The sequence below is a fragment of the Microbulbifer sp. CAU 1566 genome (genome assembly GCF_023156515.1).
Classification (GTDB): Bacteria; Pseudomonadota; Gammaproteobacteria; order Pseudomonadales; family Cellvibrionaceae; genus Microbulbifer.
Window position 1 is genome coordinate 41,244 of record NZ_JALNMG010000005.1, and the last position, 25,312, is coordinate 66,555.

Sequence of the window (25,312 nt, forward strand, 5' to 3'; positions counted from 1 at the left end):
GGAGGGTAACTATGTCCGACCGTACATGTTATGAAGACCTTGAATTCAATCTTCCGCAGAAGTTGCTGGAGGAGTTGGTCGCAGTATTTGAGGACATGCAGGTTGGCGATCTTACAGAAGACGGCCTGAAACCAGTTCAAGAAGAACAAGGGGTGTACCAGTTATTCAAGGACGGAGAACTGGTGTATATCGGGAAAACCGACTCAGATGCAGGGCTGCGAAAGAGATTACAGCGACATTCGACCAAGGTGAAAGGTCGACTAAACCTGACACCCGAAGATGTAAAATATAAGGCCATCCGACTGTACGTCTTCACCGCAGTAGACCTCGAAGGAATGCTGATAAAGTACTACAAGGACAAAGGCCACCGACCAGCTTGGCAGCATAGCGGGTTTGGCTCAAACGACCCAGGGAGAGAACGGGACACATCGAAAGTAAAAGATGAGCATTTCGACGCCATGTACCCGGCAGACTTGTCTCTGGAGCTTGAGATTACAACAGATGATAGTGAAATCTCTGTTGCGAGCCTTCTACAACAGCTGAAAGACCAAGCCCCCTACACAATTCGATTCCTAAAGAGTGGAAAGAGGCCCCACAAGGACCTTGAAGATGCAAAAATTTCATCACCACTTCCCCGAGACTCAGTTGACTCGTACCTAAAAGCGGCGGCACAGGCTCTCGGAAATGAATGGCAAATCACCAATCTCCCAGGATACGTAATCGTATACAAGGAAGACAGGACATATAAATCAGGGCAAGTAATCACCCCCTGATAGTGTCACCCACGTTACCGCATCAATCCAAGAACTGCTGAACCCTCGCCTTCAACGCGACAATGTCTGTGAGCTCACACTCCCAGATAATCAGTACTTTCCAGCCGTTATTGACGAGGTCTTGAAGGTTACGCTGATCACGCTCTTTATTCTGGGTAAGCTTTTGTGTCCAAAATTCAACTCGACTTTTGGGTATACGGGCCAGCTTACAGTTGTCATGTCGATGCCAGAAGCAACCATGAACGAAGATCACCTTCTTGCGCTGCCTGAAGACAATGTCAGGCCTACCAGGAAGCTCCGGGGCATGCAGTCGATATCGGTATCCCAAGCCGTGAAGCATCCGTCTTACCACCATCTCTGGTCGGGTATCCTTGCCCTTGACCCGCCCCATCACCTCGCTTCGCTTCTTGCGCGAAACAGTATCCACGGCTAAACCACCCCCGTGAGAGCCCGGTAGCAACCTACGGTGCTAAGCTGCTCCACCGCCTCCTTCAGCTCAATCAGGGTCAATCCTTTAGAGTAATCACTGAAAGCAAGGTCTTGTTGTACATGCCCCATCAAGCGCTTAATGGTCTCGGAGCGGACATTGGCTTGCTCAAGACCAGTAGCAAACAACCCCCGTAGAGAGTGCGTTGTTGCCTCGCTCTGGATACCAGCCCGATCTTTACGCCTATTCATGAACTCAGTAGAACGCTGTGGCTTGTCCGGCTTGATCTTGCCTTGATACAACAAGCCGGGGTCTCCAGCTTTATCTGATGCCCACTCAGCCAATAAGGGATGCACAGGTATACGCCGCACACCCGCCTCAGTCTTCGACTTCGTGATGTCAAAGTACATGATGCCGGTGTCCTCGTCGGTCTTAATATCCGTCCCACGGAGAGCACACAGTTCACCCCCACGCATACCGCTGAAGGCCAACGCGCGGGTGAAGTAGTCGTCATCAACAGCCAACAACGCTCTCAGTTCTTTGTCCTTGAACGGTATTTTCCCCCGCTTCGCCTTCCCGAAAATACCCACCTTTGCAAACGGGTTAGCCGTTACCAAATCGTCATGCTTGTCTACAGCATCATCGAAGATTGTCTTAAGAGTTCCCACCTTCAGCTGTATGGTGCCCTTCGCACCTCCGGCGAGAGCCATAGCCTCCACCCATCCATTGACCTGGGACCGTTTAATCTCGGCCAGCTGGATATCCACCAGACCCAGGTGTTCAAGAAACTGCTTCGCATGGAGTTTGCGGTTGCCGATCACCTTCTGTGTCGCACCTTTCAATTTGGCGCGATTCTGAGATAGCTCGATACAATCCATCAACGTGACGCCGTAGCGAGAGCCATCATAGCCAGCATGTCTTGTCGCAATCGCGTCCAGAGCAGGCAAACCACCGCGTTCTACAATCTCGGCGTACAAGTTCATGCCCTCCCTTTCGCTCAGATCGGGAGTGTCCCGCTGCTCAAGTTCAGCCAGAAAGTGAAGGTACTTATCACGGGGACGCTGGGAACGGGTCTGACGCAGAGCCTCATCCATGTCAGCAACCATACGTGCGGCCATCGTTTTGGCGACTGAGACATCGCTTGTGCCGAGGCTTTTGGTTAACATGGCTTTGCCGCCGTATAGATGACGCAGCTCCTTGGGAACTCGCCTCTGAAACAACCAGAGACCCCGCTTCTGCTTCAGGTATTGTGGCACGTAATACACCGTGTGATTGTTTAAATGTAGACCCAAGTGTATACCCATTTGCAGACCAAAGGCCAGCAGCCATGCGGGATACAAGGTGATACGGGGCCCACAGACGGCCAAGGAAACTTTCCGTTACAATCCCATAAAATTCCCAACTAAAGCGCACAGCAAACGCCAACCATGTCCGGTCGAAAGAAAAATAGAAAACACCACCGCGGCCAGCCCTCCCACGAGTTGCTCAACGAGCTCAACTCCCTGAGGGAACTGCTCGGCAGTGACATGGAAGCCGATATCCCCCTGCTCGACCAGGTTGCAACACCCTCCCCCGGCAGCAGCGATCAGCCCTCAGCCAGCGCAAGTAGCCACCCATCCCCATCACACCGCGCACCACTGGCACCGCCGCGCCCGCTGCAGGAAGCCGACCTGCCTATCCTGTTCAGCCCGGTCGACGAAGAACCGATCGAGGAGATGACCTCGCAACTGAGCGACGCCGACCTGGAACTGCTGCGCCCGCTACAGAACCTGCCGCGCAAGCCCGAAACACCGGCACCGCAGATTGAGACCGTCTCGCCGGAGTCGCCAGCAGCGGAAGTCCGTATCGAGGCCGATAGGGAGCCAATAGAGTTAAGTGCACAGCGACAGGAGCCTCGCGAAGAGTTTCAGCCCAGCCTGTTCGAGGGCCCTCAAGGCGAGGAGCCAAGTGTGCAGGAGATCGTGCAGCAACAAGCTCCCCTCAAGGAGAGCTCCAAAGAGGATTCCAAAGAACAACGCCCGAAAGACCGGGTAATAGAGCCTCAAATATCTGCTGCGCCACGCGAAACTTCCAAAGGGGCACCAGATGCACCGGTAAAAGAGGGGCCGGTAGCAGAAGAACCGGCAAAAGAAGCACCGATTAAAAAAACCAGCCAACACAAAGTGCCGGTAATGACCGAAAACCCGTTCCTGCCCCCACATATCCGCGCACGCCTGACGGGCGGCCGGATTCCGCGTCCCGAGGTCGAACCAGCAGCCCCCTCCCCGGAGCCAGCGGCTATCGCCCAGGAACCCGCTGCGGCGCCGGAACAGGAACAGGAACAGGAACAAAAGCAGCCGACGCCAAGTGAACGGGAACGCCTGATCGAACAACTGGTGGCGGAACAAATGGCCGAGTTAGAACAACAGCTTCGGGCCAATATCACGGCGCTGGTGGACGAAATTTACCCACAGGAAGCGCCCGAGTAGCCCGTATCCGGGCTCGGGGCTGCCATCCGACGCTGGGCAGCCTTTTGCCCTACCCCGCCCCGGCGGTATAATTCCGCCCCTTTTTATATACTCACCCTTTTATACTCATCCTTACATTTCATCGCCCCGGTGTGACCATTGATCCGGCCCCGGGCGGCAAAGCGATTCAAAGCAAGGCATTCCCCCGCGCATGGACAAGACATACCAGCCCAACGCCATCGAACAACAGTGGTACAAAACCTGGGAAGACAACGGCTACTTCAAGCCCTCCGGCGATACCGCCGCCGATCCCTACTGCATCATGATCCCGCCGCCGAACGTCACCGGCAGCCTGCACATGGGCCACGGTTTCCAGGAATCCATCATGGATGCCTTGATCCGCTACCACCGCATGAAGGGCGACAACACCCTGTGGCAAGTGGGTACCGACCACGCCGGTATCGCCACCCAGATGGTGGTAGAGCGTCTGTTGAGCGCGGAAGGCAAGAACCGTCACGAACTGGGTCGCGATAAGTTCATCGAGAAAGTGTGGGAGTGGAAGGAAGAGTCCGGCGGCAACATCACCCGCCAGCTGCGTCGCCTCGGCGCCAGCCCGGACTGGTCCCGTGAGCGCTTCACCATGGACGACGGCTTCTACAAGGCGGTGCAGGAAGTCTTTATCCGCCTTTACGAAGACGACCTGATCTACCGCGGCAAGCGCCTGGTGAACTGGGACCCGAAACTGCACACCGCGATTTCCGACCTGGAAGTACTGAACGAGGAAGAACAGGGCCACCTGTGGCACTTCCGCTACCCACTGTCTGACGGCTCCGGCCATCTCGTGGTTGCCACCACCCGCCCGGAAACCATGCTCGGCGACACCGCCGTGGCGGTGCATCCAGAAGACGAACGCTATAAGCACCTGATCGGCAAGACCATCAAACTGCCGCTCACCGACCGCGAGATCCCGATCATCGCCGACGACTATGTCGACCTGGAGTTCGGTACCGGCTGCGTGAAGATCACCCCAGCCCACGACTTCAACGACTATGAAATGGGCCAGCGCCACAACCTCGAGATAATCAACATCCTCGATGCAGACGCCAACCTGAACGACAACGTGCCAGAGAAATACCGCGGCATGGAGCGCTTTGCTGCGCGCAAGCAGATTGTCGACGACCTGGATGATCTCGGCCTACTGGAAAAAATCGACCCGCACACGTTGAAAGTACCCCGCGGTGACCGCAGTGGTGTCGTGATCGAGCCGTGGCTCACCGATCAGTGGTACGTGAAAACTCAACCGCTGGCGGACGAAGCCATCAAGGTGGTGGAAGACGGCCGCGTCGAATTCGTGCCGAAAAACTACGAGAACATGTACTTCTCCTGGATGCGCGACATTCAGGACTGGTGTATCTCCCGCCAGTTGTGGTGGGGCCACCGCATCCCCGCCTGGTACGACAACGACGGCAAGGTCTACGTCGGCCGCAGCGAGGAAGAAGTACGCAAGAAGCACAACCTGGGCGATATCGAATTGCGCCAGGACGACGACGTGCTCGACACCTGGTTCTCCTCCGGCCTGTGGACTTTCGGCACGCTGGGCTGGCCGGAAGAAACTCCGGAGCTGGCGGCCTTCCACCCGACCTCAGTACTGGTCACCGGCTTCGACATCATCTTCTTCTGGGTCGCACGCATGATGATGCTGACCCTCTACTTCAAGAAAGAAGTGCCGTTCAAAACCGTCTACGTACACGGCCTGGTACGCGACGGACAGGGCCAGAAGATGTCCAAGTCCAAGGGCAATGTGCTGGACCCTATCGACCTGATCGACGGTATCGACCTCGAGAGCCTGGTGGCCAAACGCACCTCTGGCATGATGGTGCCGCACCTGCGCGAGAAGATCGAAAAGCAGACCCGCAAGGAATTCCCGGAAGGCCTCGCCGCCTACGGCACCGATGCCCTGCGCTACACCTACTACTCGCTGGCCTCCACCGGTCGCGACATCAAGTTCGATGTGGGTCGTATTGAAGGCTTCCGTAACTTCTGCAACAAGATCTGGAACGCCTCCCGCTACGTGCTACAGAACTGCGACGGTCACGATTGCGGCCAGGATGGCAGCGAAGATTTTGAGCTGAGCATCGCCGATCGCTGGATCATTTCCCTGCTGCAGCGCACCGAGCTGACCGTGAAGGAAGCCATCGATAGTTATCGATTCGACCTGGCCTCCCAGGCACTGTACGACTTTGTGTGGGGCGAGTACTGCAGCTGGTATCTGGAACTGTCCAAGCCGGTGCTGTGGGACGATAACGCCTCGGATGCGGTGAAGAAAGGCACCCGCCGTACCCTGATCCGCGTGCTGGAAACCATTCTGCGCCTGGCACACCCACTGATGCCGTACATCACTGAAGAGATCTGGCAGCGCGTGAAAGGTCTCGCCGGCGCGAGCGGCGACACCATCATGTTGCAGCCCTACCCGGAAGCCAACCAGCACCGCATCGACGACAATGCCGAAGCGGCGATTGCCTGGCTGAAAGGCGTCATCGAAGGCGTGCGTAATATTCGCGGTGAAATGAATATTTCCCCGGCGAAGAAAATCCCACTGATCCTGCGCAACGGTTCCGAGCAGGACCAGGACCTGCTGAACCAGACCCGCAGCCTGCTCACCAAACTGGCGAGCCTGGAGTCCATCGACTGGCTGGAAAAAGGTGCCGATGCGCCAGCCTCCTCCACCTCCCTGGTCGGCGAGCTGGAACTGCTGGTGCCGATGGCAGGCCTGATCGACGTAGAAGCGGAAAGCGCGCGTCTGCAGAAGGAGATCGACAAACTGGGTAAAGAGCTGGGCCGCGTATCCGGTAAGCTCAACAACCCCAAATTTGTCGACAAGGCCCCGCAAGAAGTTGTGGACAAAGAGAAGGCCAAACTGGCGGAAATGGAAAGCGCCCGAGCCCGTTTCGAGCAGCAGCTGGAATCTCTGAAAAACCTGTAAGTCTCACGATTTACGGGTAAAAAAATGGCGAACCGGAAACGGTTCGCCATTTTTGTTTTGGTTACCTTAAAACGATTTACATCGAGCCAGGTGCGGCAAAATAGTCCATGGAGTAAGCCACCCGCTCTTCCACGTTTTTCTCCAGCTGCTCCATTTCCATCGATTCAATATGCTCAAGGCGAGTGCGCAAGCCGATGCCATTGGCAATCTGGATCGCAAGACCCGGACGGGCATTGGCCTCCAGTAACAGAGGGCCGCGCTTGCGGTCGAGAACTATGTCGCAGCCGAGGTAACCGAGGCCGGTCATTTCATAGCAGCTGGCCGCCAGGCGCACCAGTTCCGCCCAGCCCGGCACCTCAAGATCGGAAAACGGCATTTGGGTATCCGGATGAATATCCACCCGGATACCGCGCTGCACCGCATGGGAGGCTTTGCCAGTGGCGAGGTCAATCCCCACCCCCACTGCACCCTGGTGCAGATTCGCCTTGCCATCGGAGTCGTGCGTGGAGCATCGCAGCATGGCCATCACCGGAAAACCGCGAAATACAATCACGCGGATATCGGGCACGCCTTCAAAGGAATACTTGTCAAAAATCGGATCGAAATCTACCAGTGCTTCGATCATAACCCGGTCGGGCTTGCCACCGAGGCTGTAGAGACCACTGTGCACATTACTGACATGGCGCTGGATATCCAGTGCCGTCACCTTGTTTCCCGAGGGCTTGAGGTAATCGTCGCCATCGCGCCCGACAATAACCAGAATACCCTTGCCGCCAGAGCCGCGCGCCGGCTTGATCACGAACTTTTCCAACGGCTCGATCACCTGCATAACCCGGGTGCGGCTGGGCTGGGTTTCAAAGGCCGCAATCAGCTCCGGCACCGGAATGCGGAAACGCTTGGCCTGGCGCTTGGTGTTGAGTTTGTCATCGACAATCGGGTATTTGTCCCGGTCGTTGTAACGTGCGATATAGCGCACGTTACGCGCATTCATGCCCAACACACCAATTTTGCGCAACTGGAATGGCGAGACCAGCCCGCCGCGGAAAAAGGACGGCAACTGCATTAGCGCACCAGCTGGCGGAAGCGCGCCAGTTCACCAAGGCGGAAACCGGTGTAGTTGCCGATGATCAGAATTACCCCCAGCAGTACCAGCAGCAATTCCGGGAAGTTGAAGGTCCAGTGCTCGATAAAGCGGTTAGTCATTACCCACCAGGCGAGCACCGCCACCAGCAGGCTGCCACCGGCCTGCACCACCACTTCGTAGGGGCCATCCTCTTCCCACACGATGGACATGCGCTCGATGGTCCAGGCGAGAATGATCATCGGGAAGAAAGTCACCGTCAGCGCCTGCTCGATACCCAGCTTGTAGCTGACCACGCTGATGGCGCCCATCAATATCACCACCGTCACCACCACGGCGGCGATCCTCGCCACAAGGAGCAGGTTGAGCCGGCTTAAATAGAAGCGCACCCACAGCCCCAGAATTAGGATCAGCACAAAAATGGACAGGCCGGTGAGCAGCTGGGTTTCAATAAAGGCAATGGCCAGCAGTACCGGCATAAAGGTACCGGAAGTACGCAAGCCCACAAAGACCCGCAACAGAACCACCACCAGGGCACCCACCGGCACCAGCAGGATCAGCTTGAAGATGCTCTGCTGCTCGATAGGCAAACTGTAAATGGAGAAGTCCACCAGGGCTTCTTTCTCCTGGCTGGTACTGAGCATGGCCACATCGCGGGCCGGCACATCGTTGGAGATTACGGAGAAGGTGACCTTGGAATTGCGCCCACCTTCCACATCCAGCAGGCTTTTACCGCCGCGCTGCCAGATAAAGAAGTTTTTCGGCACTCCCGGAGAACCGCTCAGCGGCTCGAATACCACCCAGCGCTTGCCGTCATAAATTTCCAGCAGGTCTTCCGGGTCCAGTCGGCGCCGGTCGTCTTCCAGGTAAAGCCCGCGAATCCGGTGCGCGGGAATATCCGCGGCCGCCAGCACCAGCAGCGACACATCCACAAAGGACTGATCGCGGTAATAGCCGAAGATCAGGTTGCGGTCCTGATTGCGATTGTCACCCAGGGCAATCAGCAATTCGGAGGTGAAGGTGCGAATATCGGAGGAGCGCTCACGTGCGGTTTCCACCAGCGAGAAAATCGCCTGGCGCACCGCTTCCTGCTCACGGGCACCGAGCAAGGGCTTGGTGACTTCCGTACTCAGATCGAGGGGCTGCTCCAGTGCCGCGCCGGGAGTCTGGTGCACGTCCAACTGATAAAACAGGGATTGCGACCCCGCCGCGTGACGCTTGGCCCAGACCGCACGATATTCGTCATCGGCACGAATGATATTGAACCCGTAACCGGATGAACTGAAGGTTTCCCCCAGCACTTCCATATTGCGCTGAGCGCGCGGCAAGGTGAGCGCCGCTTTGACAGGACCGCCGTCCGCGGTAAAGCCCACTTTGGCTTCGATGGTCCAGACGGTGCGGTATTCACCGGGCAACAGAGGGAAGCCCAGTTCAAAATGTTTATAGATGGTGAGGCCGGCGCCCATCAATGCGAGCAGCGCGGCGAGAATATAGACCTGAGCCCGTGGCGACATTCGCCATTCCCCGCTTAGTTGTTGTGTACAGCTTGTGGCTGCTTATTCTTGCCGGTAACTGGCGGATCTGCCAGTGCCCGGCACACATTTTGGGGCTTTAGTACTGGAATTATTTGCTAAAGGCAGGCAATTGCGGCTTACCCTGTACCTGTTTGCGGCTGACATCCACTACTGCGGCGTCTTTCAGGAAGTTGCGCCCCACCAGCAGTGGAAACTCAAACTCCCCGCGCTCGATCAGGTTGACCTCGACCATATGGGTCACCTCACCCACGGTGAGGCTCATATCGACAATGGGACGACGCTGGCGATCGAAACCCGGGCGGGCAACCCGCACATGGCGCTTGATGGGCAGCTCGACATTGACGGGTTCGACATCACTGCCGTCGCCCAGTTTAAAACGTACCCACTCGCTGCCATCGCGCTCGAATGGCGTGAGATCCAGCACACTCAGCGAACAAGTCGCTGCGCCGGTATCCACCAGTGCGCGCAGGCGCACGCCGCCCGGCTCCACGGTAAACAGCTCTTCCGAACCCAACACCAGCTTGTCTTTGGCAACCGGCACTTCCACCACTTTTTCGAAATTGCGCTCAATCACCCGCTCTACTACTTTGACTTCGGGCTCAGCGCACACCACGGTTTCCGCCGCTGGGCAGAGACTCGGATCGAAATCGGCGGTTGTCAGGGTCGGGGATTCATCCGTTGCCGGGGTTCCGGCACCGATATCTGGCAGGTTCTGGCAACCGGCAAGCAGCTGCGCAACCAGTAAAGAGCAAACTAAAGGCAAAAACCGCATCTGTTTATTACTACCTTAAGGGGCGGAAAAGCCGGCCCTGTGCGATGTTTTTTTGTGTATTCCTGGCGGTATGGGGGTCGGGCCGTCCATGTCGCCCGATTTTTGCGAAGCCCGGATAGTACCTCATCCGCCGTCAGGCTGCACCGGAGCCAGGGTGGACTCTCAAGCTCTCAAGAGGCATGGAGTAACCATCGGCACCCAAATACCGCCGATGTAGGATAGTCTCCGGCGCAAATCAAGACGAGATGGTACCAATTGGTCACAACGAATCAAGCGACATCCGGCCCAGCAGTGATTCCACTGGCCGTTTCCGGCACTATTTGCGCCGCCAATTGACCACCCCAATCGTCCAACTCGACGACTCAGCCCTCGCCCTGCTCCAGGCGCTCGTCGATCTCGGACAGCTTGCGCACCAGCGCGGCCACCGGCAGCTCGCCACCGCGGAAAAACTCCTCTGCCATGGGCGCCACACCGCATTTCTGCGGCAGTGGTTGCTCGAACTCCACCAGATGGCTCATGCGCGGCAAAAAGACAAACTGCAACCACTGGGGCAATGTCAGGGTATCCACGCAAAAGGGTTGGGTGCTGGCCAGGGCTTCTGGCGAAGGCCACTCTTCATCCCATAGATTGAGCGTACGCAGCTCCGCTTCCAGCTCCAGTAACAGGGTGGCAATATCGGGGTAAATCGACTTCATTGATTCAAATTAGTTCAGTTAATGGGACGCTCAGTTAATTGCGCGCCGGAATGGCGGCAGCGAATCCAGCATGGCACGACCATAGCGCTTGGTAACAATCCGTCGGTCCAGCAAGGTGATGGTGCCACTGTCCGACTCGGTGCGCAGCAGGCGACCGCAGGCCTGTACCAGTTTGAGGGCAGCATCAGGGACGGTGATCTGCATAAAGGGGTTGCCGCCTTTGGCTTCGATCCACTCCGCCAGCGCCGCTTCGATGGGATCATCCGGCACCGCAAAGGGCAGCTTGGCAATCACCACATGACTGCAGTAATTACCTGGTAAATCCAGGCCTTCAGCAAAACTGGCGAGGCCAAAGAGCACACTGTGGCCGCCGCTATCGATACTTTTTTTGTGGCTGTCGAGCAGCTGCTGCCGGGACTGCTGCCCCTGCATCAGGATGCGATTGCGCCAGGTGCCCGGCAGGGATTCGTAGACGGTTTCCATCTGCCGACGCGATGCAAACAGCACCAGCGCGCCATTGCCACCGGACGATTCCGTCGAGGTATCGAGCAGCCCCGGCAGCGCTTCAATCACCGCGTCCGTGTGCAGGTCTGCGTTATTCGCCTCTACCGCATCCCTGGGGACACGCAATTCCGCACGGGAAAAATCAAACGGGCTGGGCACGACTTCATAACTGGCGTTGTCCGGGGTGCCGGCGCGCATTTTCAGCCGGTCGAAGCGTCCCAGGGCGGTCAGGGTAGCGGAGGTCAACACGGCACCGTAGCAGCGACGCCACAGGCTGTACTCCAGTGTTTTGCCCGCGAGGATGGGAGAACTGCATACCTCGAAATCAAAAGAGCCACCCCAGTCCACCAGTGTTACCCAGCGCGCCTGGGGTACGGAACCCTCATCCACTCTCGAATAATTGGCCCAGAGCTCCAGGTTGGCCTCGGCGCGTCCGTGCCAGCTGCCGAGTACCGGGTACCAGCGCTCCAGGTCGACAATAGGTACGGGGCTGTGGGCGTCTTCCATCATGCGCTGGGCCACCTGCACCATCTTGCTGAGCAGGGCTTCCATTTCATCGAAGTCTTCTCGCAGCTGATCGGCCAGCTGCATCAGGGACTCCGGCACCACGCCACCCTCAAAGCGGTGACGGGCACTGCGCCCGGGGCCATTGGCACCAGAGCGGCCGCGCTCCTCTTCGAAGTCACACAGATCTTCCAATAGCGGCCAGGCCATTTCCAGTTTCTGTTTGGCGGAAGTGAACAGCGCGGGCAAGTCTTCACCCGCTCGATCCAGTTCACTGCCATCACCGATTTCACCCAGCAACTGGCTCAGGTTCTTGTTCGCCTGGTCCAGCCAGCCGGTAGTGGCACCGACGCGGCTGTGGTGGGCAAAGTGGTTCAGGGCCTTGTCCGGCAGGTGATGCGCCTCATCGAGGACATAGATAGTGTCTTCCGGCGGCGGCAGAATCGCGCCGCCACCCAGGGCCAAATCCGCCAGCAGCAGATCGTGATTGGCAACAATCACCCGGCTTTTACCGAGGCTTTCGCGGGCGCGGAAGAAACTACAGCTGCTGACATGGGGGCAGCGGCGGCCACTGCACTGACGGTGATCGGTGGTGACGCGGCTCCAGTCTTCCGACTCGATGGTGTCTTTCCAGTTGTCGCGGTCGCCATCCCAGCTGCCGGTGGAGAGCTGATCAGCCATTTCCCGGTACAGCTTGATCCCCACCTCATCGACCTGCGGCTTTTCGTCTTCGTAGAGTGCCAGGGAAGCACCGACGCCACTGGAGGTCAGCTCGGTCAGCAGCTGGTCGAGTTTCGACAGGCACAGGTAGCGGCCGCGGCCCTTGGCCAGGGAGACTTCAAACTTGAGACCGGAATGGCGGATGAGTTCGGGCAGATCCTTGTAGATGATCTGCTCCTGAAGCGCGACCGTGGCCGTGGAAACCACTAGCGTCTTGTCGTGGGCGATGGCCATCGGGATCGCGGCCAGCAGGTAGGAGACGGTCTTACCGGTACCGGTGCCGGCCTCGACCACGCAAATGTGCTGGCCATCGGTCTTGCCGTGATCCCGCTCACCGGCGCCATTGCGCTGGATACCGCCCAGGGCGCGGGCGATCGAGGCAATCATCAGTTTCTGCCCGTAACGGGCTTTCAGTTCGCGACCGTTGAGAAACTGACGATAGGCGGTTTGGATGGATTCTTTGTCTTTATCGCTGAGCACTGGGGACCGGCTGAAAATACATTGGGGTTAAATCAGCCGGGCATTATCCACGCTTGCTCAGGGTTTAGCCAATGGCAAAACCCGCTGACATTGCACCGAGACCGGGTATCAGGACTCGAACGCCAGGCGGGACACCACCGGATTGGCATAGGCCTGAATCGCCTTGTCGCGCCAGCGCTCGTCGATCGCCGCCATGCGTGCTTCGAACTTTTCGCGAATCTCCTGGTGCTCATCCGGGTGCCACGGCTTGGCCGGGTAGCCCACCGGGAGCGCCGGGGCCTCACCATAAATCATCTGGTAAGCGATGAGATTGGTGGGGTGCAGCACGTAATTGCCAATGATCTGGCGATCAATCTCTTCCGCCAGTGCGGTCACATCGTTGAAGTCATTTTCGATCGGGGTACCGAAGGCCGCATGAATATGCCCCTTCTGCCCCACGACGCCCTTGGCAATACTGCCCAGGTCTTCGTGCGCCTCTTTCTGGTACTCGTCCTGGTGCTCGGTGATGTACAGCTCCCGCGCCTTGTAGCGGTCGCAAGGGTCCCACTCGTAGGAAATGGACAGCGGCACTATGTGCAACTCGCGCCAGAAATCTGCAAACGGCTGCTCCTTGGGCTTTGCCATACCGAACATCGCCGCCAGCGCCGGGTTGGTGCGGTCGCGGCCGTCTTTGGCGCGGCCGGCACGCTGGGCAATCCACACATGCTCGTTGTCGTTGACGATGGAGTGATGGATATAGTTGGACAGGGTGGTGGCCGCCGTCAGCTTCTCGCGGCGGCTGCCGGAACTGCGCTTCACCACAAAGCATTTGTTGAGCTTCATGATATCGCTGGCGAATTGCTTGGACAGCAGGTTGTCGCCGATGGCGATGCGCGAGGTCTCGTGCCCTTCTTTGTACATGGCGAGGATGGCCAGTGCGGGATCCATGGCGATATCCCGGTGATTGCTCACAAACAGGCAGGCGCGATTTTTCGGCAGGGTATCCAGCCCGGATATGCTGAGTCCGCAGCTGGTGCGATTGACCGCCTTGTCCAGATAGCGGGCAATAACATCCTGAACCCCACGCACATTGTTGGCCTTGCGGAATTCAAAACGGACAAACTGGCGCACCAGCCAGGCCAGCGGGCGCTCGAGCTTGCTCGCCATACCGGGCAACAGGAAGTGTGCCACCACCCGGGACATCTCCGGATCGTCTACCAGGCGGCGGAGCGCCGGGCGCACCTCATCGTCCCGGTAAGGGCGGATATCTTCAAAAAGACTGGGATCCAAATTTCTCGCATTCATGGGATATTGCTACCTGCCAACTTCAGCGCGCGAACTCTGCGGACGCTGCGCTCTGGCCAATTCTTATTGTGGCCCAGCTAAAGGTCCCCACAGGGTATAGCCGGCGAAACGGCGCAGAACATACCGGATGCTAGGAAGAACTGCCAGTCTTGCGGCAGACTGGCCGGTAATTCCACGGCGTGTGATTTCCACACACCGGAAGCACGGGGCGCCCGCCGAATGTGCACCGCCGCGGCGCGACTGACATACGCCGCTGGGGCACGGCTATAGACTTCTGCCGGGCCTCCCCCGAGAATAGGGCGCTTTGTGCGCTAGATAACAAGAAACTGACCCGGCGGACCGGCCACAAGCGGGGCTGCCAAAAACGCAGGAGAACACCTTGAGCCAGACCAGTTCCAGCACGCCCGCGAACAGCAATACACGCGGCAGTGACCACCGCAAACCCAGCCTGCTGGATGCTCTGATCCCCCTGCTTGTTCTTATTGCCCTGCTCTCCCTGTCCGTCTTTTTCTACGGCGCCGATTCCTCTTACGGCCCCAACCAGATCGCCCTGCTCCTGTGTGCCGGTGTCGCTGCCCTGATGGGTATGAAAAACGGCTTTACCTGGAAAGAAATGGAAGGGGGAATGCTGCATGGCATGAGCCTGGTGTTTGGCGCCATCCTGATTCTGCTGGCGGTGGGCGCGCTAATTGGAAGCTGGATTCTCGCTGGCACGGTGCCGTCGATGATCTACTACGGGGTACAGATGCTGTCACCCCAGTGGTTCTACGCCGCCAGCTGTATCATCTGCGCCGTGGTCGGCCTCAGTATCGGCTCCAGCTGGACCACGGCGGGCACCCTGGGTGTGGCCCTGATGGGCATCGCCGCAGCCCTGGGGCTGAACCCCGCGATTACCGCAGGCGCGGTCATTTCCGGCGCCTATTTTGGTGACAAGATGTCCCCGCTGTCCGACACCACCAACGTGGCGGCCGCAGTGACCTCCAACGACCTCTTCCTGCATATCCGTCATATGCTGTGGACCACCATTCCGGCATTCACCATCGCCCTGGTGATCTTCGCTGTCATTGGTCTCTCCTCAAATACTGGGCACGCTTCCGCGGATGATATCCAGAAGCTGCTGGGCGCCCTCCAGGAAGAATTCCGCATCTCCATCGTCAGCATGCTGCCGCTGGCACTGCTGCTATTCATGGCCTGGAAGAAGATCCCGGCCTACCCGACGCTCATCATCGGCGCCCTGGTTGGTTGCCTGATCGCCATCATTTTCGAGCCCAATGCCACTCGCCAGCTGGCCGGTGGTGAAGGCCCGCTGAGCCTGTTGAAAGGCGCCTGGCACAGCCTGTTCGATGGTTATAAATCCACCTCCAGCAACGAAGCGGTCGCATCGCTGCTGTCCAAAGGCGGCATGAGCAGCATGCTCAATACCATCTGGCTGATCATCTCCGCCATGGCCTTCGGTGGCGTGATGGAGCGGGCGGGATTCCTCGAGCGCATCGTTAACTGGGCGCTCTCTGGCGTACACTCGGTCGGCGGCCTGATTACCTCCACCGTATTGACCTGCTTCGGCATGAACGCCGCCGCCGGCGACCAGTACATGGCCATCATCATTCCCGGGCGCATGTTCCGCGAAGCCTTTGAGGGCAAAGGGCTGCACGGCCTCAACCTGTCCCGAACCCTGGAAGACTCCGGCACCATTACCTCGGTGCTTATCCCCTGGAATACCTGTGGTGCCTATATGAGCGCCACCCTGGGCATCGCCACCTTTACCTACGCGCCTTTCGCCCTGTTCAACATCATCTGCCCGCTGCTGGCCATCGCCTATGGCTGGCTGCACTTCAAGCAGATGCCCCTGGGCAAACAGGAGGTTCTGCCTGAGGCCGAGCCTGCGATGGAAGAGACCCGCGCAAGCTAACCCGGCTCACCTCTTCTGCGAAAGGCGCCAGTGACCAACCCGGCGCCTTTCGCTTGCCAGCAACAACATCCCTGCTTATACCCGTTAATACCTTCGCTACCCGCCGCCATTTTTACGATTTCAGACCTATCACCGTGAGCCAGATGACTTCATCTCCCCTACCCCCCAGCACCCTTTCCGAATTCATTGCCGCCGCCGACTTCAATCTGCGCTGGTTTGACCTGGGGCGGCGGGTAACGCCCATCAGTAAAAAAGACAGTGATGCATTTGAAGCCGGCACTGCCCCCTGGCCCAGCCCCTACCTGCGCCAGGCCTGGTGTGGACTGCTGCTCTGGCCAGTGACTGCGAAGCAGGAAGAGAACGCGAAGCAGGAAGAGAAAAAGCAGCAAGAGGCAAGCGCCGAGCCAATCGTGTGGTTTTTACGCCTGCCACTGGACGAGCAGGGCAAGCTGCTACTTCCGATCCGCGACCGGTTTCTCAAGCAGCTACAGCAAGCACTGCAGCCAGCGGCCGCAGCGCAACCGGATAAAGACCAGAGCCGGGACCCGGGCAAGCAATTGCAGCGGGCACTGGACGATAGTGGCCTGATGTTCGCCCCGCCCCCCGAAAGGCGCGCGGTGTTCCACGCAAAATCCGCCCGCTTCCTGAAGCGACCAGCCAGCGATCACTACCCGGCCGCCAAAGCCTACGCCAAGGATCCCGCAGCCTTCCCCTGGGAACAGCTGGCAGTCCAGGGTATTGCGGATCTGGCGATGCGCTGGAAGGACGAGCAGGCAAACCTGGCAAACACCCTGCCGCGGTTTGCCACACCGGTATTGATTCCCCTCTGCCAGTGCCTGGAGAGTGAAGCCATTGATCACCCCCTGGCCGAGCCGCTGATCCGCCGCGCGGAACAGTCGCTGGCCAGCGACCAGCCCGATATCAACCTGATAACGGCGGTCGTGCGCGGCCTATCACACAGCCCCGCCAAGGGCATGCGCCAGCAATTTCTCCTTCGGTTACTGCAGTCAGAAGCCGCTACTGAGGGGGAAATACTCGCCGCCATCGGCAGCCGGTGCTGTGACGACCTTCTGGTACCGGAGATCGCCCAGCTGTGGCTGGAGCGGCTCAGCAGCAGCCAGCCTCAGGAAACCTTCAACCTGCTACTCACCGACCTGCTGTTTTTACCGCAGCTGCGCAATGTCCTGCTTGGGGTATTACGCAACCCGGAAAGGCCGGAACCCGTCGCCAAAGCCTTCGGTAATTTCCTGCACCCGGGTGGCAGCTCCTAAGCCTTGCGCGGTTAGCCATTGCCTTCGCCTCACCAACAGGAGAGATCTGGCGCCACCGTACCCGCACGGCTACGCCCGCTGATCTACCCTGATTCCACAGCCAACAAAAAATATGCGCGTAATTCATTCACTTGTTTTGCGCGCAACGGAAATAAATTTTCGCTTTTCTGGCGCCGATCCATTCAAAAAACCAATTCACCAGAAGAAAATAAAATTTATTTCACCCGGCTGAAAAAAATTATTCTCCGCTCCGCAACACATCAGACCGCAATTTGGCGGAAAACCCTTTAAATAAGGGCCGATGAGCGTGACAAACTGGCGGCGGTTTTATCCTGAATTCACCTGTGGCGGCTATTTTAACCGCGTGCCTATTACACTCCATTGGGCGGTATGTTTGTAGAAAATATTTTTACAAAGCACACCAAACAGGTGACGTTTTATTGTCTATGCTATTGACTAACATCAACGGAAAGGAGTTAGGGGATGAATTTCACTCCAGCCAAGTACTTAACCGGAATTATATGTGCACTGGTCCTCGCAGGTTGTTGTGCACCGGCTCCGATGCCGGCCGCCTGCCCTCCGGGGTCAGAACAAATTCCGACTTCCATGGCCTGTCCTGCGGACGCGGATTGCTGGATGGCATCCGATAATGTTCGCTGTATGAAAGTGGTTAAATAATCACGTTCATAGCAGGTTCATGCAAATGCCGCTTCTAGGAGCGGCATTTTGCATTTCTGCCACATCCATTTGTGATGCTGGCGACAACTCCCGCTCAACGCCTTGAAGGGCGTGCCGTCCGACTTACCCACCAATTTTCCCACCGATTTATCGACCCCAAAACTGCCTGAAAACACCCGTTTCTCCGGCTGTTTTTCCATCCACACTTACCAGTAACCGCGCCATTCGGGTGCAACCACAGTATTCCCTTGCTGTTTTATTGTGCTTCGTTTACGCGACACATCCACCCAGGCCACACGCTGGCCGCAGTGCGGATTTGTCGCTAATATTTGCGTCTTTCCGTTACCACTCTTTTCCCCAGACAGTGAAGAATAATTAACCATGGATGCTCTGCCTCTTTCCGCCGCCATCGCCAGCCTGCAACAGCACAAAGATCAGCAGCGCTGGTCGCTCCGAGAGCTGTTCTCTGCCAACCCGAAACGCGCCCAGGAGTTCAGCGCGGCCGCTGCGGGCATCTACCTGGACTACAGCAAAAACCTGCTCAGCGCAGACACCCTGCAACAGCTGCTGGCGTACACCGACACGGCGCAATTAAGGCAGCGTATCGATGCGCTACTGTCCGGAACCAATATCAACAATACCGAGCACCGCCCTGCGCTACACACCGCACTGCGCTTTCAGGGAGAACCCCGGAGCGAGCACGAGCAGGCCGTAGCCGATTGCCGTGCGCAAATGGAACAGTTTGTTAAGCGCGTACACAGCGGTGCCTGGACCGGTTTCTCCGGCAGGGGTATCCGCCATGTAGTGAACATTGGTATCGGCGGCTCTGACCTGGGCCCGCGCATGGTCTGCGAAGCACTGCGCCCCTGGCACACCCAGACCCTCACGGTGCATTTTGTCGCGAACATCGACGGCGCGGACCTGAGCGACACCCTGGCTGGCCTGCCCGCTGACGAAACGTTGTTCATTGTCGCATCCAAGTCCTTCTCCACCCTGGAAACCCGCCAGAACGCACTTTCCGCGCGCCAATGGGTACTCGACGCGGGCTGTGCAGAATCCGACCTGGAAAAGCATTTCGTTGCCGTGAGCAGCAACATTGTCGCTGCCCAGGATTTCGGCATTGCTGCACAGAACATTTTCCCCATGTGGGACTGGGTGGGCGGCCGCTACTCCCTCTGGTCAGCCATCGGCCTGCCGATTGCACTGGCCTGCGGCTTGGAGGCTTACAGCGACTTGCTGAAAGGCGCCAACGCCATGGACACCCACTTTGCCGAAGCGGAGTTTGCGGAAAACCTGCCGGTACTGATGGCACTGATCCATTTCTGGTACCGCCAGTGCTGGGGCGCCGGCAGCCTCGCCGTACTGCCCTACGCCCAGCGCCTGGCCAAGTTCCCGGCATGGCTACAACAGCTGGACATGGAGAGCCTGGGCAAGAGCGTAACCCGCGGTGGCGAACACCTGCCCTACCCCAGCGGCTCGGTCATCTGGGGGGCTGAAGGCAGCAATGGCCAGCACTCCTTCCACCAGCTGCTACACCAGGGCACGGATATGATTCCGGCGGACTTCGTTGCTATCAAGGAACCGACCTCTGGGCTGAAAGAACAGCACCAGTGGCTGCTGTCCTGCTGTCTCAGCCAGAGTCAGGCGCTGCTCAAGGGTAAGTCCCTGACGGAAGCACGCAAAGAGCTAGAGGCTTCCGGCCATACCCACAAAGAGGTTCATCAACTGGCGCCCCATAAAGTGGTACCCGGCAACCGGCCGAGCAACACCCTGGTTGTGGAAAAGCTGGACCCCTTCCACCTGGGTAGCCTGCTCGCGCTCTATGAGCACAAGGTATTTACCTTCGGTTGCCTGCTGGATATCAATCCGTTTGATCAGTGGGGTGTGGAGTTAGGCAAGGTACTTGGTAATGGCGTGCATGCGGCCATTGAGGGGGAGATTCCGGAGGATTGGGATAGTTCTACGGCCCATCTTCTGAAGCTACTTCTCAAGTAACTTCAGATTTATTGGCATTAAGTTAGGCAGTCCAGTGGCGGTGCTCCGCCGCCACTCAATTAGCTAACGGAACCACTGCGCTTTGCCCCCTGATCAAGAAGCGGCTTAATCAAATCCATCGGCAGCGGGAATACAATGGTTGAGTTTTTCTCGCCGGCAATATCAATCAACGTCTGCATATAGCGCAACGTCATCGCATTCTGGTTTTTGGATAGCTGATCAGCAGCCTCCGTCAACTTAAGCGCCGCTTGCGCCTCACCTTCGGCGTGAATCACCTTGGCCCGCCGCGACCGCTCTGCCTCCGCCTGCTGGGCGATTGCCCGGATCATGCTCTCGTCCAGATCGATGTGCTTGATCTCCACATTGGTGACCTTCACGCCCCAGGCATCCGTCTGCTCGTCGAGTATTTTCTGGATATCCACGTTGAGCTTGTCACGCTCCGAGAGCATTTCATCCAGCTCGTGCTTGCCCAGTACAGAGCGCAGCGTGGTCTGTGACAGCTGGCTCACCGCCTCGTGATAGTTCTCCACATTGATGATCGCCGACTCGGGATCGATCACGCGGTAATACACCACCGCATTGACCTTCACCGACACATTGTCGCGGCTGATCACATCCTGGGTCGGCACATCCATTACCACCACCCGCAGATCCACCCGCTCCATGGTCTGGATAATGGGAATGATGATAATCAGGCCAGGCCCCTTCACCGACTGAAAACGCCCGAGGAAAAACACCACTGCGCGCTCGTACTCTCGCAAGATACGAATCGCATACATCACCAACAATACAACCGCTAGCGCCAATAACGTTCCGAAGTAGCTAATCATCCCTAGCCTCCCATCTATTCCCTATTCGGGTGCAACCTGCAACAGCAACCCGTGCTCCGCCACCACCGTCGTCAACTGCCCTTCGACCAACAAGTTGTCGCAGCGAGCACGCCATATTTCACCACCAATTTTCACCAACAACTCCGGCTCTACTTCGGTGACTACCGCGGTGCGCCCCACCATCGCCTGGTTGGCTGCAATTTTAGGCTTGCGCAAACTGCGCCCTACTGCGTACAGCACACCGAGTAACGCAAGTGCGCTGATACCGCCGATAGCACCTATCAAACCCCTGGAGACCTGCATGCCTGGCACATCACTGTCGATCAGCATTACCGAGCCAATGATCAGCGCAATGACCCCACCAATACCCAGGGCGCCAAAACTGGGCACAAAGAGTTCCGCCGCAATCAGCAGCGCCCCCACGATAATCAGAGCCAAACCTGCATAGTTAATTGGCAATACCTGCAGCGCATAGAAAGCCAGCAACAGACAAATGACCCCGACTACACCCGGCACTATGGCACCCGGGCTGTAGCCTTCAAAAATCAGTCCGTAAATCCCGATCAACAGCAGTATGTAGGCCACCTGAGGGTTGGTAATCAGAGACAGTATTTCGTTGCGCCAGTCCGGCGCGTAAGTCACTACCGGAAGCGTCGTCGTTTCTGCGGCGATGCGCTGCTTGCCAGAGCTCATGACCACTTCTCGGCCGGCAAGCTGTGCCAGCAGTTGTTGCTGGTTGTCTGCAACCACATCCACGACATTTTCCGCCAGCGCCTCTTTCGCCGTCAGAGTGGCCGCGTCACGCACCGCTTTTTCTGCCCAGTCCGCATTGCGCTTGTGGCGATTGGCCAACCCCCGGATATAGGCAACCGAATCGTTGATGACCTTGCGCTCCATGGCGGTACCGCCCTGACCTTCTGACTCCGGCGCGCTCGCTTTTTCCGCGGAGCCCGTCTGACCGGTGTCTTCCGGCGCTTTGTCCGACTTCGTCTCCGGTTGTTTTTCCGGTGAGTTGTCAGCTGTCCTGTCAGGCTCTTTCTGCGGTTCCTGCTGCCCCGGCACTCCGCCGATCTGTACTGGTGTCGCTGCGCCCAGGGTGGTGGACGTTGTCATCGCGGCCACATGACTGGCGTAAAGAATATAGGTACCGGCACTGGCCGCGCGGGCACCTGCGGGGGTGACATAGGTAACGTAGGGAACATCGGAAGCGAGAATGTGCTGAATGATGTCCCGAGTGGCCGCATCGAGGCCGCCCGGCGTATCCATATTGATGATAATGAGTTGTGCGCCCAGCTCCCGCGCCTTGTCACTGGTACGGGTCAGGTAATCCGTTGTTGCAGGTCCTATTGGCCCATTGATAGAAAGCTGCGCAATATGCGGCTTCCGCTCTGCGGATTCGCTTTCCTGGGCAGAGATACTAATAGAGATGAGCTGCGCCACTACAGCAAGCAGACAGGCAATTAATTCTTTCGACCACCACTTGAGCATGATGTTTATTCCGGGTGCGAAAGCCTGAACGGAAACTACAAGCGTAACAGAACCATCTGGGCGCATAAGGAAAGCGATGCCCAATCCACTCACCGGCCGACACTTCCTGCGCCGGCATAAACCATGAGGCGCCACCGGGAACTCACCAGATAACGCATGCATGAGCGTGCAAGAGTACGGAAATTTGAACCTCCCGATATGGAGGTCACCACCGATAGCAGGATGTTTTTTTCAGAAAGGAAATCATTGCTAGAAAGAAAAGAAATTGCTGCCAGGAGATATCGACAGCAATGACACTCAGCGCTTCAACATCAAGTGCACCAAAACCCGGCGATCACAGGAAGACATCGATCGCCTGGCAAAAAAGTATGGAATACCTTAACGCGCATGAAGTCGGGAATGTCGGCCTTATGGTGAGCTGGCGCTCTATCCAATTGCACTAACCACGTGCCAGGTAGCGCCTGGCAAACTTCGGATCCATCTTTTCCAGGTCAACCACCACCAGCCCATCCACCGAATCACAGAAGTCCGGATCGATGTTAAAGGCGTGGAAGCTGGTGCCGCCGGGGACGGTTACCGAGGTGTATTTTTTGAAAAGTGGCGGCAGCACTACCCCGTCTTCTTTCAAAATCTGTTTCAGTTGCAGCATGTCCTGGTGAGCATCGCCAGTCAGTTCGGGCAGGTCATCCCTCGCCTCCACAAATGGCAAGCGGGCATTGCCCATGGATTTTTCTGCCGCGAAGTGATGCAGGAAATAGCGCACTATGGCGGATTTGGCACGGCGGGAGAAATTGCCCGGCATGGATACGGGGCCAAACAGGTAACGGCGATTATTGCGCTGAATCCACTGCCCGATACCACACCAGAGCAAATCCAGCCCGCGGCTGCGCCAGTATTCCGGCAACAGGAAACTGCGGCCCAGCTCCGCAGAGCCCGGCAGACATTGTTCCGGAGAGCCCGAGTAGTTGAATAGCGTGGTGCTGTATATCTTGTCCGCACTCAGGCCATCGGTATTAACCAGTCGGTAGGCGCCCGCCAGTTGCTGGCGGTCCTTGTCCCACAGCAGCAGGTGGTCGTAGTAGGCATCAAAGGCATCCCAGTCGCGACTGTTGCCGGTACCTTCACCCACAGCGCGAAAGGCAATTTCCCGAAGGCGTGACAGCTCGCGCATTACCGGGCAGTCGGCCTGCTGGTGATACAGCTTGACGGCGAACTCGCCCTGCTCCACCAACGTCTCGCAGTGGCTCAACACTGCCGCCACTTCTGTAGCAACCTCAGCACAGGCGATGGGCTCGGGCGCGAGGCTTTGCGGATTCTTGTGCAGGCGGTACACCTGCTTTTTCCACAGTTTGGCCTGGGCACGCGGCGCCATCGGCCAGTTGCGGTAGTGTTCCGGCGTTACCGGTGTGCCGATGCGAATATCGATGCCGCGGCGCACCTGCTTGAACATTTCCCTGACCAACCACAGGGTCGACAGTGGCTTATTCACCATCGAGAGGCCATACCACCAGAGGGAATTCCGCCCGCGCACCTGCACCGGCAGAATCGGCGCCCCGGTCTTTTCCGCGAAGCGGATAAAACCCGGGTTCCAGCGACCATCGCGCACCCCTTGTGGCGTAAGACGCGAAACCTCGCCAGCAGGAAAAACAATGATGGCACCGCCACAATGCAAGTGCTGGTAAATTCCCTCCACATCGCTGCGACGCGTGCGGCCGTTAAAGTTGTCCACCGGCAACAGGTAACTGCGCAGAGGCTCGATATTCCACAGCAGCTGGCTGGCAACCGCTTTCACATCCTTGCGCACCCGCGCCACCATATCGATCAGGGCCAGACCGTCCAGGCTGCCCAACGGGTGGTTGGAAATGATCACCAGCGGGCCCTGGGCCGGGATGCGCTCCAGTTCCGCGGGGTTGATGTCATAGTGAAAATCGAAGGATCGGAAGACCTGGCGGATAAAGTCCAGCCCACCGAGATGGGGGTAGTCGCGACCAAACTGCTGTAACTGCTGTTCACAGCAGATTTTCTTTACCGTGGCAGACACCAGGCGTCGTGTCGGGCTCGACGGTGCGGCACTGTACCAGGGGTTTTTCTGTAACAGGTTTTCAAGCTGAATCATGCGGCGACCGCCTCTGTCATGATACGGGCAATTTTGGGTGTGCGGTGCCAGTGCAAAATATCCAGGGCACCATTTTTGTCTTCCACCACCGCGGTCATGGAGTCGACCCAGTCACCGCAGTTGGCGTAGGTCACTGCCTGCTGCTGTGTGGCGCTGTGGCGAATCCCAGCGCGATGGATATGGCCGCAAATCACGCCATCGAATCCGCGGCGACCGGTTTCGCGGATGGCCACGTCCTCGAACTTGTTCATCATGCGGCGCGCGGCATTGACGCGATTCTTGACGTGATTGGCCAGCGACCACCAGGGCAGGTCAAAGCGGCTGCGCCAGTAATTGATCCAGCGATTAAAGCGCAGCATCAGGTAATAGCTCTGATCACCGATGTGATAACTGACAGGGTTGATCTGGATGTGATGCTCGAACTGATCGCCGTGGGTAACCCAGTAGCGCTTGCCGTCTGCGGTAGTGTGGGTCCATTCCCGCTCGACACGGATATTACCAAGGCGCTTGCCGGCCCAGCTGCGCATGGGCGCGTCGTGATTGCCGGGCACATAGATGACTTCCGGCGTGTGACTACTGATTTCCGACAGCATACCGAGTAGCAGTGTCGACGCCTGGCACCAGCTGCCCTTGCCCTGGGACAGGGCTTTCATATCGAAGATGTCGCCCACCAGGTACACCGTATCTGCCGAGTTCTGGGCCAGGAAGTCCGCCAGCCGCTGCGGTTCACTGTCCCGGCTGCCCAGGTGCACATCGGAGATCCACAGGGCGCGATATCGATTACTCATTGGCAAGTCCCATGTCTGGTTTAGACAACTCT

General features: G+C 57.8%; 19 protein-coding genes. 6 read left to right on the plus strand and 13 right to left on the minus strand.

Features of this window, described 5'->3' with window-relative positions; genetic code table 11:
• Positions 1 to 11: 11 nt before the first annotated feature.
• The gene (locus M0G74_RS13120; RefSeq protein WP_248217805.1) at positions 12 to 773 is read left to right on the plus strand and encodes a GIY-YIG nuclease family protein; all 762 of its coding nucleotides are present in this window, start codon (positions 12 to 14) and stop codon (positions 771 to 773) included.
• A 22-nt stretch (positions 774 to 795) separates the two neighbouring features.
• On the opposite strand, the gene vsr is transcribed toward M0G74_RS13120, so the two are convergent.
• Positions 796 to 1,200, minus strand: coding sequence for a DNA mismatch endonuclease Vsr (vsr, locus tag M0G74_RS13125; protein WP_248217814.1), 405 nt, complete (start codon positions 1,198 to 1,200; stop codon positions 796 to 798).
• Positions 1,201 to 1,202: 2 nt separating this feature from the next.
• Complete coding sequence (locus tag M0G74_RS18385; protein WP_248217817.1) at positions 1,203 to 2,456, minus strand: DUF6538 domain-containing protein; 1,254 nt, start codon at positions 2,454 to 2,456, stop codon at positions 1,203 to 1,205.
• A gap of 171 nt (positions 2,457 to 2,627) precedes the next feature.
• Here M0G74_RS18385 and M0G74_RS13135 point away from each other — a divergent pair, with 171 nt between their 5' ends.
• Positions 2,628 to 3,668 carry a hypothetical protein gene (locus M0G74_RS13135; RefSeq protein ID WP_248217819.1) on the plus strand — a complete coding sequence of 347 codons (1,041 nt, stop codon included), beginning with the start codon at positions 2,628 to 2,630 and terminating at the stop codon, positions 3,666 to 3,668.
• 190 nt (positions 3,669 to 3,858) lie between these two features.
• Entirely contained in the window at positions 3,859 to 6,630 is a 2,772-nt protein-coding gene (locus M0G74_RS13140) for a valine--tRNA ligase (protein ID WP_248217822.1), read from the plus strand.
• A 76-nt stretch (positions 6,631 to 6,706) separates the two neighbouring features.
• Here the strand turns inward: M0G74_RS13140 and M0G74_RS13145 are convergent, their stop codons facing one another.
• The 6 genes from M0G74_RS13145 to M0G74_RS13170 all read right to left on the minus strand — a co-directional run bounded on the left by M0G74_RS13145 (position 6,707) and on the right by M0G74_RS13170 (position 14,205).
• A complete protein-coding gene (locus tag M0G74_RS13145) occupies positions 6,707 to 7,693 on the minus strand; it encodes an alpha-L-glutamate ligase-like protein (RefSeq protein ID WP_248217824.1) in 987 nt (328 codons plus the stop codon).
• Entirely contained in the window at positions 7,693 to 9,225 is a 1,533-nt protein-coding gene (locus tag M0G74_RS13150; protein WP_160154223.1) for a UUP1 family membrane protein, read from the minus strand. Before M0G74_RS13150 ends, M0G74_RS13145 begins: the two co-directional genes overlap by 1 nt.
• 109 nt (positions 9,226 to 9,334) lie before the next feature.
• Positions 9,335 to 10,018, minus strand: a complete 684-nt coding sequence (locus M0G74_RS13155; RefSeq protein ID WP_248217834.1) for a RimK/LysX family protein — start codon at positions 10,016 to 10,018, stop codon at positions 9,335 to 9,337.
• Between the two features lie 362 nt (positions 10,019 to 10,380).
• Positions 10,381 to 10,713 carry a YqcC family protein gene (locus tag M0G74_RS13160; RefSeq protein WP_160154225.1) on the minus strand — a complete coding sequence of 111 codons (333 nt, stop codon included), beginning with the start codon at positions 10,711 to 10,713 and terminating at the stop codon, positions 10,381 to 10,383.
• 30 nt (positions 10,714 to 10,743) lie between these two features.
• The gene (dinG, locus tag M0G74_RS13165) at positions 10,744 to 12,921 is read right to left on the minus strand and encodes an ATP-dependent DNA helicase DinG (RefSeq protein ID WP_248217835.1); all 2,178 of its coding nucleotides are present in this window, start codon (positions 12,919 to 12,921) and stop codon (positions 10,744 to 10,746) included.
• 108 nt (positions 12,922 to 13,029) lie between these two features.
• Entirely contained in the window at positions 13,030 to 14,205 is a 1,176-nt protein-coding gene (locus M0G74_RS13170; RefSeq protein WP_160154227.1) for a 1-acyl-sn-glycerol-3-phosphate acyltransferase, read from the minus strand.
• A 379-nt stretch (positions 14,206 to 14,584) separates the two neighbouring features.
• Between M0G74_RS13170 and nhaC the strand changes: the two genes are divergently transcribed.
• On the plus strand, positions 14,585 to 16,114 hold the full coding sequence (nhaC, locus tag M0G74_RS13175) for a Na+/H+ antiporter NhaC (RefSeq protein ID WP_248217838.1): 1,530 nt from the start codon (positions 14,585 to 14,587) through the stop codon (positions 16,112 to 16,114).
• 143 nt (positions 16,115 to 16,257) lie between these two features.
• Positions 16,258 to 17,385 carry a DUF3549 family protein gene (locus tag M0G74_RS13180; RefSeq protein WP_248217839.1) on the plus strand — a complete coding sequence of 376 codons (1,128 nt, stop codon included), beginning with the start codon at positions 16,258 to 16,260 and terminating at the stop codon, positions 17,383 to 17,385.
• Between the two features lie 695 nt (positions 17,386 to 18,080).
• Here M0G74_RS13180 and M0G74_RS13185 read toward each other — a convergent pair.
• Entirely contained in the window at positions 18,081 to 18,263 is a 183-nt protein-coding gene (locus M0G74_RS13185) for a hypothetical protein (protein ID WP_248217841.1), read from the minus strand.
• A gap of 181 nt (positions 18,264 to 18,444) precedes the next feature.
• Here M0G74_RS13185 and pgi point away from each other — a divergent pair, with 181 nt between their 5' ends.
• Positions 18,445 to 20,058, plus strand: a complete 1,614-nt coding sequence (gene pgi / locus M0G74_RS13190) for a glucose-6-phosphate isomerase (protein WP_248217843.1) — start codon at positions 18,445 to 18,447, stop codon at positions 20,056 to 20,058.
• Positions 20,059 to 20,117: 59 nt separating this feature from the next.
• On the opposite strand, the gene M0G74_RS13195 is transcribed toward pgi, so the two are convergent.
• The 4 genes from M0G74_RS13195 to M0G74_RS13210 form a co-directional block, all read right to left on the minus strand.
• Positions 20,118 to 20,888 (minus strand): slipin family protein, encoded by a 771-nt coding sequence (locus tag M0G74_RS13195; protein WP_248217845.1) that lies wholly within the window; start codon positions 20,886 to 20,888, stop codon positions 20,118 to 20,120.
• A 21-nt stretch (positions 20,889 to 20,909) separates the two neighbouring features.
• A complete protein-coding gene (locus tag M0G74_RS13200; protein ID WP_248217846.1) occupies positions 20,910 to 22,376 on the minus strand; it encodes a nodulation protein NfeD in 1,467 nt (488 codons plus the stop codon).
• A gap of 439 nt (positions 22,377 to 22,815) precedes the next feature.
• Positions 22,816 to 24,492, minus strand: a complete 1,677-nt coding sequence (locus tag M0G74_RS13205) for a GNAT family N-acyltransferase (RefSeq protein ID WP_248217853.1) — start codon at positions 24,490 to 24,492, stop codon at positions 22,816 to 22,818.
• The gene (locus M0G74_RS13210) at positions 24,489 to 25,280 is read right to left on the minus strand and encodes a UDP-2,3-diacylglucosamine diphosphatase (RefSeq protein WP_248217855.1); all 792 of its coding nucleotides are present in this window, start codon (positions 25,278 to 25,280) and stop codon (positions 24,489 to 24,491) included. Before M0G74_RS13210 ends, M0G74_RS13205 begins: the two co-directional genes overlap by 4 nt.
• Between the last annotated feature and the right edge of the window lie 32 nt (positions 25,281 to 25,312).